Origin of the sequence: Pedobacter suwonensis (assembly GCF_044762335.1) — a bacterium.
GTDB lineage: Bacteria > Bacteroidota > Bacteroidia > Sphingobacteriales > Sphingobacteriaceae > Pedobacter.
In genome coordinates this window covers 89,232-104,560 of sequence record NZ_JBIWEB010000005.1, presented here as the reverse complement: position 1 = coordinate 104,560, position 15,329 = coordinate 89,232, and the positions used below count along the sequence as shown (strand labels likewise).

Sequence of the window (15,329 nt, the reverse complement as noted above, 5' to 3'; positions counted from 1 at the left end):
AGTTCCATTTGTTCTTCGTTCAATTTTGCAACAGTTTCTTTGTTAAGCGCAAGTTTGGTTTTTAATTGCTTTTTCATTTTTCTGAGGTTTTTATAGTTAATGATTAATTATTTACAGCTACAGCCACAGGTACTGGTTACAGGGCAGGTTTTTGAAGCAATAATGGATTGCCTGCCGCAGCTATCACCCTCTACTGCTGCAGCTTCAGCCCTTAGCTCAATACCGATTACCACCGTAGAGCCAGCAGCAGCAGCCTGGCCGCCAGCTACCAGTTCCATCTGCTCTTCATTGAGTTTTGCAACAGTTTCCTTGTTCAGGGAAAGTTTTGTTTTTAATTGTTTTTTCATTTTTTCCAAGGTTTTGTTTATAAATTGATGAATTGTTTTTAGCAGCTACATTTACAGGTACTGGTTGCCGGACATGTCTTTGAGGCAATGATGGATTGTTTACCACAGCTGCCACCGTCATCAGCTACCGAAGCTTCAGCTTCAAAGCCAATAACCACCGTTGATCCCTCGGCAGCGGCCTGGCCGCCACCAATCAGCTCCATTTGTTCCTCATTTAATTTGGCTACAGTTTCTTTGTTTAGAGAAAGTTTGGTTTTTAATTGCTTTTTCATATCATGGTGTTTTGATGATTAATTATTTACAGCTACACTCGCAGGTACTGGTTGCAGGGCAGGTTTTTGAAGCAATAATTGATTTCTGACCACAGCTGCCGCCTTCGGCAGCTTCAGCTTCTAAACTCAGGCCCACTACGAAAGTGGAGCCATCAGCAGCAGCCTGACCACCGGCAATTAGTTCCATCTGCTCTTCATTGAGCTTTGCAACGGTTTCCTTGTTAAGGGATAGTTTGGTTTTGAATTGTTTTTTCATAAGATTTGATTTTTATGGTGATTGATTAAGTTATTTTGCTTTTTATTAGCATCACTGAAAGCCGATTCATTTGAAGGCAGTTTTTTGAAAACCATTACTATCTGTTTACCACCGACTTTGCTCCTGGAGAAAGTTTCTGAAAGCACATCCGGTACAATTGTTGCATCAGTGTCCAGGCATGTCAACCAGCTATCAGCTTCATTTGCTCTTAATTTAGTTTTGCGAGGTCTCTGTACTCAATAAGCGCTTTTTAGGCTGTCTTTTTTTCCTAGTGATTTAGTGCAGGTATTTATTAAATCGCGCAGCAACAAGTACTGGTAGGTGGACATGTTTTGGAATGAATGGGACATGAAGGACCTGTGCTGCCGCCGCATTTACCTGTATCAGTATCAAGCCCGATGTCGATCACTACTGTTGCATTAGCCCCGGCAGCCTGACCTCCTGCTACCAGTTCCATCTGCTCTTCGTTAAGCTTTGCTACTGTTTCTTTATTCAATGTAAGTTTTGTTTTTAGCTGTTTTTTCATGGTGATGTAGGGTTAGATATTTGCATTATTTGCACACGCACAGGCATGAAGTCGTGGCCGGGCATGTTTTTGAAACCTGAACGGTTTGCGGCCCACAGTTGCCAACGTCGCCTAAGGCATCTACTTCTGCTTTTACAGTAACGGGGCCATTTAATGGCAATCCCTGTCCACCGGCAATGAGTTCCATTTGTTCCTCATTCAGTTTAGCAATGGTTTCTTTTGCTAAGGAAAGTTTGATTTTGGGCTGCTTTTTCATTTTGTATATTTTTTATATCACTAAGTTATTCGCAGATACAAGCACATGAACCGGTTGCCGGGCAGGTTTTTGATTTCATAAATGTTGGATTGCAACTTCCTCCTTGTTCAGTTGAAGGACTGAGTCCTTCTTCCATAATCACCGTAACTAACTTGCTGCAAACCGAATGTCCTCCGGAAATCAGTTCCATTTGTTCCTCATTCAGTTTAGCAATGGTTTCCTTAGCTAAAGAAAGTTTGATTTTAGGCTGTTTTTTCATATCGGATAGTTTAAAATGGCATGAACAGATCAGCTAAAGATTAAAGGACAAGGGAAGGATAGTAGATGGCTATCCCCCCAAAGTCGCTTTCAATAGAGCCATTCCGAGCGGTTTTTCATAGGTAGATTGCTGTTCAGGCTAAGTATAGCTTTTGTCTCTTTATCCTCACGGTAATGACTTGAATGGATATAGTTTTTATAGCAAATTGTCTTCCTGGCTTATACGTTTATTATACTGGTTACGCTGGGCAACATGCATTAAGGTGTAGCCCGATAACTTTGCTTCGAAAGGAAGGTTTAAGGAGAAACGGATATCAGCTTCTGATTGTCCTCCTCCAATCATGTCGCTCATTTCGTCGGTTAACACGGTTGCCGAATTTTCCAGGCCAAGCTTTTTCAGTAGTGTTGCTTTCATAATTAAATACCAGTTAATGTTGTTACCAGTGTTTCTGTTGGAAAATAACTCCCGCGCTGATTTAAAACCATTGTTTTTGCAGACGTACTGCGGTTAAGAATCTGAATTTGTTTAACTTCGATTTGCGGTAGTGAAACTTTAATTTGATTTTTCATAGCTTTATGGTTTGTTGTTGATATAAATTTGGAGTTTGTTAGAAAGGCTTCAAAATAATTTGTACCAATGAGCGGTTTTGGATGACGAATGAGTGGCTATAAAAGGACAAGTGAAATTTCATTCCTAAGGCAGACAAACTAAATTAAATGGATAGAAAAAACCTCGGCATCCATATCATCGTATGGGCGGCATATATTCTTTACGAAGTTCTGATCAGTTATTTTGCCGGGCTTGATCTTCGTCCGCTATTTACCGTATTATCATTTGCCATTAACATTGCTGTATTTTATGCCACATGGCTGGGCTTTATGTTTATAAAAGAACATAAGCGTTCACTGATGGCAAAGGTTTTAGGCATCACATTGATTACCCTGTTTACACTTGCCGTATCTGCCGCGATGAAGATTTCGGTAGAGGTTTTTCTATATGATAAAAACCTGGAGATTTATCTCACCCGTTACCAGATTACGGCGCTGGTGATGCGTTGGCTTTATTTTTACATTATCGCCATGGGTTTCAGTTTTGCACAGCTTGCCGCCAAACGTGATAAAGAGGTTTACCGTTATAACCTGGAAAGGATGAATATGTTGCAGGAACAGGAACGTTTGAAAAAAAATGCGCTCCAGGCCGAACTTAACCTCATCAAATCGCAGATCAATCCACATTTTGTATTCAATACTTTGGGCTTTTTACATTCTAAAACCTATAAAGCAATGCCTGATGTAGGTAAATCAATACTGATGCTCTCCAATATCATGCGACATGCCTTAACCGGTAGCGAAGGGGGCTATAGTACATTGGAAAGCGAACTGAATTATATCCACGATTTTATTAGGATCCATGATGAAAGAAATGAATCACTTTCTATGGAGTACAGGCTTGAGCAAAATACGAAAGATAAAAAGGTAATTTCACTTATCCTCATTACATTGGTCGAAAATATCTTTAAACATGGCATAATTAAAGATCCTGCAAAGACAGCCATTTTAAGTATTGAAGTAATTGGTAACGAGCTTCTTTTTTATTCTTTTAACTATAAAAACAATAATAAAAAGGTACATTCAAACAAAATAGGTATTGAATATGTGAAACAAAAGCTAAATGAATTATACCCTGATAACCATTCGCTTACCATTTCCGAAACCGAACAGACCTACGAATGTAAATTAAAATTTCCGCTAAAAAGCTATGAAACAACTTAACTGCATTATTATAGATGATGAACCTTATGCACACAATATTTTAAAAGATTTTGTAAATAAGGTTCCATTCCTCAATTTGGCAGGTGTGTTCACCAATCCAATAGAGGCATTGGTTGAAATAAGGGGAAACCATGTTGATCTGGTCTTTTTGGATATCAACATGCCCGAACTTTCAGGCATTGACCTGATCAAAATGCTGCCGCCTGGTATCGAAGTAATCATTACTTCGGCCTATAGTGAATTTGCTGTTGCCGGTTTCGAAAACAATGTTTTAGATTATCTTTTAAAGCCGTATTCTTTTGATCGTTTTTTAAGTGCCACTCAAAAAGTGCTGGATAAAATGATGTTGCATTCTTTAAAAAAAGACCAGGATAATAAGCAGCTTAGTACCAAAACGGAAGCTTTTTATTTAAAAACCGACCGTGGCAAAATTGTGAGGATCAATTTTGAGGACATTGTTTATATTGAAGGCTTAAAAAATTATTGCTCGGTGTTTACTGATACACAACGCCATGTATCGCTGGTGAGCATGAAATCGCTATCAGATGGTTTGCCTGAAGGAGAATTTATCAGAACCCATAAATCATATATCATAGCGATCAAAAAAATCAAATCAATTGACGGGAATATGATCCTGTTTGATAACATTACTGAGAAAGTGCCTATCGGGGTTACCTACCGCGATAGTTTTTTCTACATGTTGAATAAAACACTATACAAATAATCAATGGCTGGCCCTGGCCAAACCAGATTTTAGTTGTTTAACCATTATTCCGTATAAAAGGCACTCATGCAGCCTTTGCTGGTTTACAAAGTAGCGGTTTACAAGCATGTGGATCACACCTGCTAAAAAACTATCGTTCCAATCCACATGTTTCCCCTCCAGCAGCACTTCTATTTCTTCGCGCCTGTTGTTCAATAATGCTTCGTACTCCTCTACCAGCTTAGGTAAAATGGCACCATATTTTCTAAATAGCTGATCTATCTGTATTTTAATCAGCTTACTATCCATTTCCTTTAAAAAAAAAGCCAGTTGAGTTTCAGCAAACTTTAATTGTATAGCTGCATCTTCGCTTTTGCGTGATAGGTATTCTTTCATCACCCAGAAAATAACCAGCCAGCCCTGCTCAGTATAGTTGTTATTCTCGAACAGTAAAAAAATATAGGAACAGAACCTGCTGTCCACATCAAAAAGGCTTTCAGCCAACTCAATCTGTTCGGCCCCATAGCGTTCAATTTCACGTTCATATGTATCCAGCTGGATATTGCTGATCTGCTGATGCAGGATAAAGGGATCAAGTACTTTTTTAACCAGAAAATAGGTCTGCTGAAAATCATCCGCACTATGCAGCAATATCCGTAAACGTATATGGTGGCCAAATTCGTAATAGCGGATGAAAAACCATTTTTTATAATCAATTATACCTTTGTTTTTATCGAGAAGCTTGTATAGGGCAATTAAAACCTGCTGAGCAGTATTTTCGTTTAAGAATATCTTAACGTAAAGCCATTCGCTCCCCGGAAAATAATGTCGGGTTATTGTACTTTGGTTTAACGGGTAGCTGGCCTTTTTTGCTTCCGTGATGGCGAAAAGGGGTGCAACAAACTGGTGTGCATAGCGTTCGCCTGACCCGTTCTGCAATGCAGGTTCCATCTGGCTGTGCAAACACTCTTTAAGCACCAGATGATCAACAGTTTTTGCAGCTTCCTTCAGCAAAACATCAATTGATAATGCATTTTCTACATCAATTAATAATTCATTGTCGCCATTTACCACAAAAAATTTGTCCGGTATCTTCCATTCCAACCTGAACTGTTTAAAAGCTTCCGATCGGCTGCTTTCGTTATTTGATTTTTTGGTAAAGGCTTTAAGATCAGCTGCAGAAAATTTCCAGGTAGCCCGGTGTAAAATGACACCGAAAGTAGTTTCTATGCGCGGAAAAAAGACAAAATCTCCGGCCAAACGCCCCCAATTAAAACTCAGGCCATTTGGACCATTTTGGTGCTGAATATCACATAAAAAAGTATATATGGGATGTTGTGAGCGGTTGTAGTTGTAAGCACTGCTCAACTTTGGGATAATTTCCTTTTTTTTCTTTTTAGAGAAGAGTTTAAAGAGGCCGTTTTGCAGTTTTACCTCAATTTCGTCAAGGTTGATTACCTGCTTTCCTCCTGCCTGGTTAATATAGGCTAACTCGTGCGACCAAAATTGTGGATGCGACATTACATTAGCAGAACGTTCTTCGGGCAAGTGAATAATTTCTGCATAAATGGCGTCAGGATTAGTAAGGCTTTCTTTCGCAGCCATGTCTGCAGCCAATTGTTTAATGTCATCATCGGCGTCGGCAAACCTTGCCAAAAGACCCAGGCTGCCAGTACCTGCAACCATTTCAAGAAAAATTTGCTCCTGATCAAAAAGCTGGAAAACAGCTGCCAGATTTTGCGGCAGATTGGTTAAAGGCTTTTCAGGCACAAAATCTTCCGGCAGGGTAAAGGTATAATTGCCACCTACATTGGCCGAGGTTAGCACCTTGAGCAGTTTTAAATTATTTTCGGTATAGGGCATCTGCTCTACCGGCCTGATTAAACCAGCATTTAAACCTTCGGTAAATAGGGTTTCCTTATTGTGCCATTGGCCATATTCCAGTCCGCTGTCTGGATCGAAGGCTTCCAGCAACGATACACTACGGCCCTGGTAGCGCTGCAGAAACTGTGTCTGAAATTGTTTGAGCCTTTTCTGTGGGGCAAAATCAGTTAAATTATGAAGAAGTTTTATCCCTCGTAAAAGTTTACTTTGTAAGCTGTTCTGAACAGTAGCCTTCTGTAAATAATTTATTTTAGTTACATGGATACAGTTGGCCGGGGTATCACCCAATAGCTTTTTAAGACTAATCTCAATCTCCTGATAATCCTTAATCATAGTTTCGCTTACACCATATCGATCAGCCGTTCTTTCCAATATGGTTGTTATTAAATGTAATTCAGGCTGCAGGGCTTTTGGCCAGGGCTGTGGCAGATAATCCGGGAAACGCAATCCGATACTTGGCTTGCCGGTATAGGTTAAAAATTGAATCTGGATAAGCTGATTTATAAAAGCTATGGATTCATCGGGATCGAAATCGCCAAGTAATGCGCTCATCTCCTTACGGGTATAAGCATTTCCCCGCATACGGTTAACCAAACCGGCAATAACCTCATTATAGGCCAGGCCAACAATTTCATACAAACGTTCTCCGTCAACCAACTGACATACGATAAATTTATATTGTTTGCCCTGTAGGTAAATTGTGTTATTCAGCACATAAGCGGCTGCAGGATCATGTATTTCGCCAAGTTCTGCCAACTGTTCGTTAACAGCGGCATCCAGGGTTATACTTCTTTTAAAACCTTCACTTAACACCATTTGCAGTGATGTACCCCATTGTAATGCCGAGCAACCGGCAAACAAACCAAAAGGAGTAGCACGGTTGCTCATACGCGCAAGATATTTATAAAAACTTCTGATCAGGTTTTCTTTCTTTAAGCCGTCGATTTTTTCAGTAGCACTGAAAAGGTTATCCAGGTCGTTATAAAGGGATTTACTGGCCAGATAGATGCTCTCCCGTATAAAAGGATTTTTCCACATTTGTATAAGAGATTCTTGCTGTAAACCGGTAGCTATTGGCAAAGCGGCCGACCTCACTATTAAATGTTGGTAGAAAAAGTATTTCACAAGATGGCGTAATAAGAGTTTAAAAAACAGGAATATTTCGGCGGTATTGCGTTAACAATCAAACACTAATATAACAAAAAACGCGGATCGGAAAAACCTCCTGCACTTCTCGTTAAAGTATCCAAACAGGATGTCAGGTGGTATGCCTCGGCAAAGAATACCACAGCATTCTATCGCCAAAAATGAGTAGCATAATTTACATACTAAAATTCATGTTGTATAAGTTTAATTGATTTCGGAAAGATTATGAGCCCTAGGAATTTAATATCGGCGGTGCAATATTTCCTGATATGAATTCACATCACCGTTGAAAAGCACTCCGCGGGAAAAAAATAGTTTGTTGTTGCCAAACCATACAACGAAGTAAAAGGCGGTGCAGTGTTAGCTGGGATTCATCCCGGAGAGGTGCCTGGTTTAAAGAATGAGATTGTTTAGCATGATCAGCCAGATAATGGTCTAAATCAGTTAAAGACAGCTAACCCACTCCAAACCCAAAACGGCTCAATCTTTGCTTCTACCGAAGCTTAAATTTAATAAGGAAAACCCATTTAGATCATGAACAAATTACAAGCACTAGCCCAAAAATCAAGATTCGCTTTTTTAATCCTCTTTACACTTTTTTTATCATCGTGCTCAGAAACCCCTGAACGTTTCTTCGACATCGCCATCCTTAACACCAATATGATCAACGATTTTGCCAGTGCCGATCTGGCCCGGCATATTGAAGATGAAACGAAAGAATATCCCGATATCCCATCCAGTAAAAAGAAAGGCGACGAAGCAGCAGTCAGCCTCAATAACAAAATATTATACCTCGAACAATCGCTGGATAAAGTGAAAAAACTTTCGGCCTCCGGTGAAGAAGAAAAACAAATTAAAGCCCTTTCACAGCAGTTATACGAACTGGTTATCCCTGTTTATAAAAATGAATACCTGGCTTACGCCAAACTCTGCGACAGTAAAGGCAGTCGGGCAGCCAAAGATGAAATGATTAAAAATATCGATGAAAAATATGGCGCACGTTTTGAGCAAAACTTTAATGCTTTAATGGAAAAGGGCAAAGTATATGCCCAAAAGCACAATATCCAGGTAAACTGGGGAAAATAAACTAAGAATATATGGTTTAATTCAGGGTTGAATATCTGAGTTAAACCATTATCAACTTCCAAAACCTCCCGGCCAACTTCTGCTAAGGCTACGCACCAGTGGCCTGCAACTCATTGCCAAGAAGCGCTGTTGTTTCTTCTTCCTCAGTATCTGGTTCTTTCACAGCAGGTTTAACTTCTTTCTCCAGCTTACTTGCCCCATAACCACACAGGCTTATAAAAAAAGCAGCGCATATAAACCATACCAGCCGGGTCAATATATACCTGTAATTAGACGTGTATTTGGTTAAAATCGTATTGGTAAGGGGTTTTAACACCCGTTGTAAATCCTGAGGATAAGGACCACTGGCGGTAAAAAACTCATGATCCTTTCCATGGCCTTTATACCACACTTTACCAATTGAATAACTGGTCAAGGTATCGGGTAGAGTGATTTTCTGTTGCTGTCTTAGCGTGTTCTCATTTAAAGGAATGATTGGCGCACCAGCATTTTGTTTTCCACCCTTAACCGGCTCATAGTGATCTTCATCCCAGTACATAAATTTTTCTTCTGGTTCTGGCATCCTGATTTTAGTCCTACGTTCCCAAACCGCAAAAGAAGTGGTACCAATAAAGAGTAAAACAATACAGGAAATAGTAATGTAGCGAGGATAGAAGCGGGGCACAAATTTTGGCCCCTTAGGTTGTTCTGTTCGAATCACATCTTCACCATTACTTCCACCAGTGGGCTCACCTACAATAACAATTTGTGGAGGTTGGGTTGTAGATACATTGTCAGATACTTTAATATCACTGGTTGGTTTACTTATAATCGGTTCAGCTATTTCTTCATCTTCTGGTTTTTTAGCTGCTTCCTCGAAAATAAACTTCAGTTCTTCTTCGCTAAGTTCTCTCCACTCATTGTAGGGTGGAAAATCTATTAACCACGCAAGAAGCTTAACAAGCCTATCATCTCTAATATCTCTTCCTTCTATTGTTAAAAAACTTACTAAGGCTCTAAATCGATCTAAATCAAATCTCTCGATGCTTCTCATTTGATCTTCATATTCATTTGTTGGATCAAACACAGACCGAATAAAATCTCGGTCCACTTTAGAGTTTTTTCTCAAAAAAACTTTGGCACATTCAGCTCTTAACCTATCCCGACGTGGTGCTTCTAAATTAAGAGAAAGGCGATGATTTTCTTTCTTAATTCTGTAGAAATCAAGTATTGCTTTTTTATAATCTTCAAACATTTCTTTAAAAATTTAGCGTAAAAATAGTGGCGGAATTTCCGGAATTTTTACGGTTTTCCGGAATTACAGTGGAAACAAAGGAAACATCGGAATATACTGATAACTAATCTTTTGACTCACCCCATATTTGTATCGTTAATCAGCACAGGCGGCGATTCATTATCAAAGCTAAAACAAAAAACTGATTAATAAAACGAGTAGAAATCGCGGTTGTGAATAGCCGGTTTGGGAAGCAGTTATTGGCTCCCGCGACAGACACTCAACACTTCCCAAAAATTTTCAGAAGGCCTTCTGATTTACAAATCGTAGCAAGCCCCGCGTAAGGCGGGGACTCTACCAAGTATTTCATTTCTAAAATTTTTGAATCATGTTTTTGCCAATGTTTATTGCACTTTTATTAGGCTTAGTAAGCCCATCGAATACAAATAGTAACTGTACCCACAATGGTGGTACAACCGTAAGTACCAACAGTAATACACCGGGTGATCCGGGTGATCCAGGTGATCCACCTTCAGGTGACGATACGGGAGGCGAAGGAGCACACGTACCACCTAAAAACCCTTAAGAATAAAAGAAAGGTAGCCTAAAAACTGCCTTTCTTTTATTATATTTGATTAATTAATAGCTCAATCTTGAAAAGATCATCCGCATTCTTATTCTTTGTTTTAGCAATACTTGCCTGTAAAAAAGACATCACCAATAGAAATATCGTTAAGGATACTAATTATAGTATCGCAGAGTCTTATCTAAATAAAAATACTGATTCAGCTTTTTACTATTTTAGTAAAGTTACTACCAATCCTAAGGATAGTTTACAAGTAGCTATGGCTTATAATTATATGGCCGTTATGCAATCTGACGCAGGGGACTACTTTGGAGCTCAAGAAAGCTTAATCGCGTCATTAAAGTTTTTAGATCACAATCGAAAAACAGATTTCAGCTGTATATCATCTGATTACAATGAACTTGGATTAAATAGCATTAATTTGAAAAAGTACAACGAGGCCGTAGATTTTCATGAACTTGCTATCAAATTCTCAAATAATAATTCCTTCAAATCAATGTTTCTAAATAACAAAGCATTGGCCTATCAGAAGGCAGGGAATTACAATGCTTCAATTAAGATTTATTCTGGCATTATTTCAAAAAAAATCACTCGTAAAAAAGAATACGCTAGGGTACTTTCTAACCTTGCTAAAACTAAATGGCTTCAAGATCCAAATTATAATGCAGCCCCTGAATTTTTGAAAGCGCTACATATCCGCGATACAGAAAAAGATCAATGGGGGCAAAATGCAAGTTATGCTCACCTTTCTGATTACTACGAGAAGAAGAAGCCGGACTCAGCATTAATGTATGCGAAAAAGATGTATCAGATTGCAAAAAAATTAGCTAGTCCGGATGATCAACTTGAAGCTCTACAAAAACTTATAAAACTAAGTCCTGCTAAAGAAACTAAACGTTTTTTCGGTATCTATGAAAAATTAAACGACAGTTTGCAAACTGCCCGTAATGCTGCCAAAAATCAGTTCGCACTGATCCGTTACGATGCCGAAAAAAGCAAGGCCGACAACCTTGTTTTGCAAAAAGACAATGATGGTAAACGATATCAAATCATTATTCTGGCATTCGGTATTGTTTTAATATCTGTTACGGGCACCGTTCTTTATAAAAAAAGAAAACAACGGATAGAGCTTCAGGCTCAAAACACTATCCGCGAAAATAAACTCAAAACCTCCCAAAAAGTGCATGATGTGGTAGCGAATGGCCTGTATAAGATTATGAGCAAATTGGATAACCAGGAAACCCTGAAAAATAATCCGGTTATTAACGAGATAGAAGAACTTTACGAACAATCGCGCGACCTCTCCTACGAGAAACCAAGATCAAAAAATCATCATTTTCACGAAAAAATATTTGATCTTTTAAAATCCTTCGCTTCCGAAAATACCAGGGTAATACTGGTGGGCAATTCCATTCAGTTGTGGGAAAGGGTTTCAGAACAGGCCAAAGAAGAAATACAACATATCCTCCAGGAACTGATGGTGAATATGAGCAAACATAGTCAGGCCAGTGATGTTGTGATCAGGTTTGAGCAGGAACAACAAAAAATAAACATTTCTTATACGGATAATGGTATCGGCATTAGCGGTGGGGTGAAACCCAACAATGGACTTACCAATACGGGAACCCGTATTGAAGCAATTGGCGGTACCATTACCTTTGATACCAAAGTTGAAAAGGGGCTTAAAATCCAAATCTCTTTTCCGGTTTCCTAATTGTATTAAATATGTTTAAAAGAATACTCATTGCCGAAGATCAAGAAACACAGAATATTTCGCTGCAAAAAACATTGGCCGAACTGGGTGCAGCAAAACCCGAATATGTTTATTATTGCGATGACGCCCTCACCTGGATAAAAAATGCGGTTAAAACAGAACAGCCCTATGATCTGCTGATTACCGATCTCTACTTTGAAGAAGACCATAATCGTCAAAAAATTGCAGGAGGCACCGAACTCATCAAAGCGGCGAAAGAAGTACAGCCTGATTTAAAAATACTGGTATTCTCTGGTGAAAGTAAAACGGCGGTTATCGACATGTTATTCAAGGAAATGAATATTGACGGCTATGTGCGCAAAGCCCGCCATGATGGTCAATACCTCAAGTTGGCCATTAATGCCATCCATAACCATAAGAAATACCTTTCACCTGATTTAAAGCTCGCACGAAAAGAAAATAATTCTCACGATTTTACAGATCTGGATATCGCCATTATTTCCCAACTCGTGGAGGGAACACCTCAGAAAAACATTCCCTATTATTTGCAGGAGAATAACATTAAACCATCTGGACTGAGCAGCATTGAAAAACGTCTCAACCTGATGAAGGAAGTACTGGGTTTTTCTAAAAATGAACAACTAATTGCTTATTGTAAGGACATCGGAATTATTTAGAACTATACCGGGCGATAAGCGCTTAGCGGCTGATTGAGCAAAAGTTCTGAATGCCTATTCCCCGTCCGGCTATCGCTTAGCGAAGCCGATAACGAGTTAATGTTCACGGAAACTAAACCTCGTGAATATCATTACCCTGAAATCGTTTCAGGGTCCTCCGATGATGACACTTCTTAATGAGTGTTTATTAATGATTGATTTTAGCTTTTTTATCCATTGTAAGGGAATGAAGAATTCATTGCTCCAGTAAGCATTTTATCAATCACATAAAAAATCAGACATTAATTGAGACACCGTTTAAATTAATTCAACAATAAACTGTGTTAACCTTTCCCCGCTACGGTTTCCCGTAATAAAAACAATCTCAGCCGATCTACTTTTGATCAACAAACCAAAGCAAGCCTAAATGGACCTTAAACTTAAATTAGAACAACTCCACCAACGGGTGGTTGGATTAAAAGACCAGATCAATACCGAAGAGGCTACGAAAAATGCATTTGTAATGCCATTTATTCAAATACTGGGTTACGATATTTTTAATCCTACAGAAGTGATACCGGAGCACATTTGTGATATCGGCACCAAGAAAGGGGAAAAAGTAGATTATGTCATTCGCAAAAACAACGAACCTATCCTCATTTTCGAATGCAAACACTGGAAAGAAAATGCCGATGCACACAATTCTCAGTTGCACAGATACTACCATGTTTCGAAGGCCCGCTTTGGTGTATTAACCAACGGTACGGTTTATAATTTTTATGCCGATCTGGAAAAGCCCAATATTATGGACGAGAAGCCATTTTTGACCATCGATATTGAAGACCTGAAAGATAATGCCATTAAAATCCTGGAAAGTTTCACCAAAAAAGAATATAATTTAGAGAACATCCTCGATTCGGCCGAAGGTTTAAAATACATTAAAGCCATTAGAAAGGAGTTTGAAAAGGAGATAGACAGCCCTTCTGATGAAATGGTAAAATTATTGGTGAACCGGTTTTTCAATAAACCCTTAACCGCGAACCGGATGATTGCCTTTAAAGAATATACTAAAAAAGCCCTCACCGTTTCCATTAACGAATCCATCAGCGACCGTTTAAAATCCGCATTGCACATTAATGAGAAAATAGAACAAAAGGAAGACGATAAAGTGGTACCTGGTATAGAAGATGCTGATACTTCCAAAATTGTAACTACCGAAGAAGAACTGGAAGCTTTCCAGATTGTGAAAGCCATTTTACGCGAAAAAATTCCTGCAGCACGCATTGCAGCGCGTGATACTCAATCCTATTTTGGGGTATTGTTAGATGATAATAACCGCAAACCGATCTGCAGGTTCCACTTTAATACCGCGAACAAATACCTTGAAACGTTTGAAAAAGGCAAAGATGCCGGTACGAAAAAACAGTTGTCTAACCTTGATGAACTTTACGGTTACAGAGCTCAATTGCATCAAACTTTAGAAAATTATTAATTATCCGCTCAATACTCAAGAAAATGCAGGGATTGCTCCATCGTTTGTTGGGAGCAGGCAGGGCAGTCTCTCATTTTTAAACGCCTAAAATCTTTCTCTATTTGTCATCCTGAGCGGAGTAGAAGGATCTTTTATGATGGGACCTGAAATATCCCTTTTGACACGCTTTCTGTGCGCTCAGTGTGTTATCTCAGTGAATCTTTGTGGTAAAAAATGCGCTTACGTCCGTAAGGTTAGCCGTAAGGAATCCGTTTTTAGCCTTAATACCTTAGCACAATGAAAAACTCGATCATAGTGCTATTTTCAATATTTGCTGTAGGCCACGCCCAGGCGCAAAAAAAGAAAGTAATTACTTATCAGTTAATGGAACCTGGTTTTAACACTAAAATGATTAAAGGAACCATCAGCGAAGTTTACACGACAAACCGTTATGGAAAAAAATTCTGGTGGATTGTAATTGGCCCAGATACCATTATCCATGTATGGCCCAGGCACCTCGATACCGCCACCATGAAACCCGGCATTACCCGAACATTTATGTCTGTTAAACGCCTCGATAACAATTGGTGGAAGAAAGAAAAATCGGAAGATGATATTAAGCCTAAGGAATGATTTTTCGCATAAAAATTAATATAACGATTGGCAGTTTTTGAGTAGGTTATAGGTCTTGCGAGATCGTCATTTCGACCGCAGTGGAGAAATCTGATTAAAAATAAACTTATAAATTTTGCTTTACGGTTTTCCGTAAGGTTTGGGTGCTGGGCTTGTATACTTTTGATATAAAGATATTTATCAAAACTATAAATTATGACAACTTACGATCTAGTAAAACAAGCTATTTTAAATAAACAATGTGTAACCTGTTACTATAATGATTATCTCCGTAAAATGACTCCCCACGTGTTAGGACAAAAAAACGGAAAGCAACAGGCACTTTTTTATCAATATGGGGGGCAATCGAGTTCTGGTTTGAGTGCCGATCCTATTAAAAACTGGAGATGCATTCCAATCGATAAGATTGAAAATATCAGCATTAATAACGATCCCTTTCAAACAGCAAATAATCATTCAAGAACTCAGACATGCGTGGATAGTATAGATGCAGAAATAACCTATTAGTCAAATTTACTATAGAATAGTAAATGCCTACTTCTCTGAATA

At 38.8% G+C, this 15,329-nt stretch carries 20 protein-coding genes; 9 read left to right on the top strand and 11 right to left on the bottom strand.

The window, feature by feature from the left end:
* The 9 genes from ACIQXP_RS10120 to ACIQXP_RS10080 all read right to left on the bottom strand — a co-directional run.
* Nucleotides 1-77: class I lanthipeptide (locus tag ACIQXP_RS10120; protein WP_402759924.1), on the bottom strand; the 77-nt coding region annotated here is incomplete at its 3' end.
* 30 nt (nt 78-107) lie between these two features.
* The gene (locus ACIQXP_RS10115; protein WP_090981141.1) at nt 108-347 is read right to left on the bottom strand and encodes a class I lanthipeptide; all 240 of its coding nucleotides are present in this window, start codon (nt 345-347) and stop codon (nt 108-110) included.
* 38 nt (nt 348-385) lie between these two features.
* On the bottom strand, nt 386-619 hold the full coding sequence (locus tag ACIQXP_RS10110; RefSeq protein WP_293745100.1) for a class I lanthipeptide: 234 nt from the start codon (nt 617-619) through the stop codon (nt 386-388).
* A 22-nt stretch (nt 620-641) separates the two neighbouring features.
* Nucleotides 642-875 (bottom strand): class I lanthipeptide, encoded by a 234-nt coding sequence (locus ACIQXP_RS10105; protein WP_387505464.1) that lies wholly within the window; start codon nt 873-875, stop codon nt 642-644.
* A 292-nt stretch (nt 876-1,167) separates the two neighbouring features.
* Nucleotides 1,168-1,401: a class I lanthipeptide gene (locus ACIQXP_RS10100; RefSeq protein ID WP_090981146.1), complete on the bottom strand. Its 234-nt coding sequence runs from the start codon at nt 1,399-1,401 to the stop codon at nt 1,168-1,170.
* Between the two features lie 25 nt (nt 1,402-1,426).
* The gene (locus ACIQXP_RS10095; protein ID WP_387505465.1) at nt 1,427-1,657 is read right to left on the bottom strand and encodes a class I lanthipeptide; all 231 of its coding nucleotides are present in this window, start codon (nt 1,655-1,657) and stop codon (nt 1,427-1,429) included.
* A gap of 25 nt (nt 1,658-1,682) precedes the next feature.
* Nucleotides 1,683-1,916: a class I lanthipeptide gene (locus ACIQXP_RS10090; protein ID WP_387505466.1), complete on the bottom strand. Its 234-nt coding sequence runs from the start codon at nt 1,914-1,916 to the stop codon at nt 1,683-1,685.
* A gap of 195 nt (nt 1,917-2,111) precedes the next feature.
* Nucleotides 2,112-2,330 (bottom strand): hypothetical protein, encoded by a 219-nt coding sequence (locus ACIQXP_RS10085; protein WP_293745097.1) that lies wholly within the window; start codon nt 2,328-2,330, stop codon nt 2,112-2,114.
* Nucleotides 2,331-2,332: 2 nt separating this feature from the next.
* On the bottom strand, nt 2,333-2,485 hold the full coding sequence (locus ACIQXP_RS10080; protein ID WP_159435201.1) for a hypothetical protein: 153 nt from the start codon (nt 2,483-2,485) through the stop codon (nt 2,333-2,335).
* Between the two features lie 147 nt (nt 2,486-2,632).
* On the opposite strand from ACIQXP_RS10080, the gene ACIQXP_RS10075 reads away from it, so the two are divergent.
* Both ACIQXP_RS10075 and ACIQXP_RS10070 read left to right on the top strand, forming a co-directional pair.
* On the top strand, nt 2,633-3,688 hold the full coding sequence (locus ACIQXP_RS10075) for a sensor histidine kinase (RefSeq protein WP_293745096.1): 1,056 nt from the start codon (nt 2,633-2,635) through the stop codon (nt 3,686-3,688).
* Nucleotides 3,675-4,412, top strand: a complete 738-nt coding sequence (locus ACIQXP_RS10070; protein ID WP_090981156.1) for a LytR/AlgR family response regulator transcription factor — start codon at nt 3,675-3,677, stop codon at nt 4,410-4,412. Before ACIQXP_RS10075 ends, ACIQXP_RS10070 begins: the two co-directional genes overlap by 14 nt.
* Here the strand turns inward: ACIQXP_RS10070 and ACIQXP_RS10065 are convergent, their stop codons facing one another.
* Nucleotides 4,413-7,313 carry a lantibiotic dehydratase gene (locus tag ACIQXP_RS10065; RefSeq protein WP_293745095.1) on the bottom strand — a complete coding sequence of 967 codons (2,901 nt, stop codon included), beginning with the start codon at nt 7,311-7,313 and terminating at the stop codon, nt 4,413-4,415.
* Between the two features lie 642 nt (nt 7,314-7,955).
* On the opposite strand from ACIQXP_RS10065, the gene ACIQXP_RS10060 reads away from it, so the two are divergent.
* Nucleotides 7,956-8,507 (top strand): hypothetical protein, encoded by a 552-nt coding sequence (locus ACIQXP_RS10060; RefSeq protein WP_293745094.1) that lies wholly within the window; start codon nt 7,956-7,958, stop codon nt 8,505-8,507.
* 88 nt (nt 8,508-8,595) lie between these two features.
* Here ACIQXP_RS10060 and ACIQXP_RS10055 read toward each other — a convergent pair whose 3' ends face one another.
* Nucleotides 8,596-9,741 carry a hypothetical protein gene (locus tag ACIQXP_RS10055; RefSeq protein ID WP_293745093.1) on the bottom strand — a complete coding sequence of 382 codons (1,146 nt, stop codon included), beginning with the start codon at nt 9,739-9,741 and terminating at the stop codon, nt 8,596-8,598.
* 367 nt (nt 9,742-10,108) lie between these two features.
* On the opposite strand from ACIQXP_RS10055, the gene ACIQXP_RS10050 reads away from it, so the two are divergent.
* The 6 genes from ACIQXP_RS10050 (at nt 10,109) to ACIQXP_RS10025 (ending at nt 15,287) form a co-directional block, all read left to right on the top strand.
* Complete coding sequence (locus ACIQXP_RS10050; RefSeq protein ID WP_293745092.1) at nt 10,109-10,306, top strand: hypothetical protein; 198 nt, start codon at nt 10,109-10,111, stop codon at nt 10,304-10,306.
* A gap of 67 nt (nt 10,307-10,373) precedes the next feature.
* On the top strand, nt 10,374-12,020 hold the full coding sequence (locus ACIQXP_RS10045; RefSeq protein ID WP_293745091.1) for a tetratricopeptide repeat-containing sensor histidine kinase: 1,647 nt from the start codon (nt 10,374-10,376) through the stop codon (nt 12,018-12,020).
* 11 nt (nt 12,021-12,031) lie between these two features.
* Nucleotides 12,032-12,697: a response regulator gene (locus tag ACIQXP_RS10040; RefSeq protein WP_293745090.1), complete on the top strand. Its 666-nt coding sequence runs from the start codon at nt 12,032-12,034 to the stop codon at nt 12,695-12,697.
* Nucleotides 12,698-13,103: 406 nt separating this feature from the next.
* The gene (locus ACIQXP_RS10035) at nt 13,104-14,168 is read left to right on the top strand and encodes a type I restriction endonuclease (protein ID WP_293745089.1); all 1,065 of its coding nucleotides are present in this window, start codon (nt 13,104-13,106) and stop codon (nt 14,166-14,168) included.
* Nucleotides 14,169-14,444: 276 nt separating this feature from the next.
* On the top strand, nt 14,445-14,780 hold the full coding sequence (locus ACIQXP_RS10030; protein WP_293745088.1) for a hypothetical protein: 336 nt from the start codon (nt 14,445-14,447) through the stop codon (nt 14,778-14,780).
* A gap of 195 nt (nt 14,781-14,975) precedes the next feature.
* The gene (locus tag ACIQXP_RS10025; protein ID WP_293745087.1) at nt 14,976-15,287 is read left to right on the top strand and encodes a hypothetical protein; all 312 of its coding nucleotides are present in this window, start codon (nt 14,976-14,978) and stop codon (nt 15,285-15,287) included.
* Nucleotides 15,288-15,329: the final 42 nt, after the last annotated feature.

What these genes read in the sequence shown, in the direction of transcription:
- ACIQXP_RS10075 (WP_293745096.1), top strand. Translation starts at nt 2,633, where the DNA reads ATGGATAGAAAAAACCTCGGCATCCATATCATCGTATGGGCGGCATAT.
- ACIQXP_RS10080 (WP_159435201.1), bottom strand. Translation starts at nt 2,485, where the DNA reads ATGAAAAATCAAATTAAAGTTTCACTACCGCAAATCGAAGTTAAACAA.
- ACIQXP_RS10040 (WP_293745090.1), top strand. Translation starts at nt 12,032, where the DNA reads ATGTTTAAAAGAATACTCATTGCCGAAGATCAAGAAACACAGAATATT.
- ACIQXP_RS10070 (WP_090981156.1), top strand. Translation starts at nt 3,675, where the DNA reads ATGAAACAACTTAACTGCATTATTATAGATGATGAACCTTATGCACAC.
- ACIQXP_RS10100 (WP_090981146.1), bottom strand. Translation starts at nt 1,401, where the DNA reads ATGAAAAAACAGCTAAAAACAAAACTTACATTGAATAAAGAAACAGTA.
- ACIQXP_RS10085 (WP_293745097.1), bottom strand. Translation starts at nt 2,330, where the DNA reads ATGAAAGCAACACTACTGAAAAAGCTTGGCCTGGAAAATTCGGCAACC.
- ACIQXP_RS10095 (WP_387505465.1), bottom strand. Translation starts at nt 1,657, where the DNA reads ATGAAAAAGCAGCCCAAAATCAAACTTTCCTTAGCAAAAGAAACCATT.
- ACIQXP_RS10090 (WP_387505466.1), bottom strand. Translation starts at nt 1,916, where the DNA reads ATGAAAAAACAGCCTAAAATCAAACTTTCTTTAGCTAAGGAAACCATT.
- ACIQXP_RS10060 (WP_293745094.1), top strand. Translation starts at nt 7,956, where the DNA reads ATGAACAAATTACAAGCACTAGCCCAAAAATCAAGATTCGCTTTTTTA.
- ACIQXP_RS10115 (WP_090981141.1), bottom strand. Translation starts at nt 347, where the DNA reads ATGAAAAAACAATTAAAAACAAAACTTTCCCTGAACAAGGAAACTGTT.
- ACIQXP_RS10025 (WP_293745087.1), top strand. Translation starts at nt 14,976, where the DNA reads ATGACAACTTACGATCTAGTAAAACAAGCTATTTTAAATAAACAATGT.
- ACIQXP_RS10065 (WP_293745095.1), bottom strand. Translation starts at nt 7,313, where the DNA reads ATGTGGAAAAATCCTTTTATACGGGAGAGCATCTATCTGGCCAGTAAA.
- ACIQXP_RS10035 (WP_293745089.1), top strand. Translation starts at nt 13,104, where the DNA reads ATGGACCTTAAACTTAAATTAGAACAACTCCACCAACGGGTGGTTGGA.
- ACIQXP_RS10110 (WP_293745100.1), bottom strand. Translation starts at nt 619, where the DNA reads ATGAAAAAGCAATTAAAAACCAAACTTTCTCTAAACAAAGAAACTGTA.
- ACIQXP_RS10030 (WP_293745088.1), top strand. Translation starts at nt 14,445, where the DNA reads ATGAAAAACTCGATCATAGTGCTATTTTCAATATTTGCTGTAGGCCAC.
- ACIQXP_RS10055 (WP_293745093.1), bottom strand. Translation starts at nt 9,741, where the DNA reads ATGTTTGAAGATTATAAAAAAGCAATACTTGATTTCTACAGAATTAAG.
- ACIQXP_RS10105 (WP_387505464.1), bottom strand. Translation starts at nt 875, where the DNA reads ATGAAAAAACAATTCAAAACCAAACTATCCCTTAACAAGGAAACCGTT.
- ACIQXP_RS10050 (WP_293745092.1), top strand. Translation starts at nt 10,109, where the DNA reads ATGTTTTTGCCAATGTTTATTGCACTTTTATTAGGCTTAGTAAGCCCA.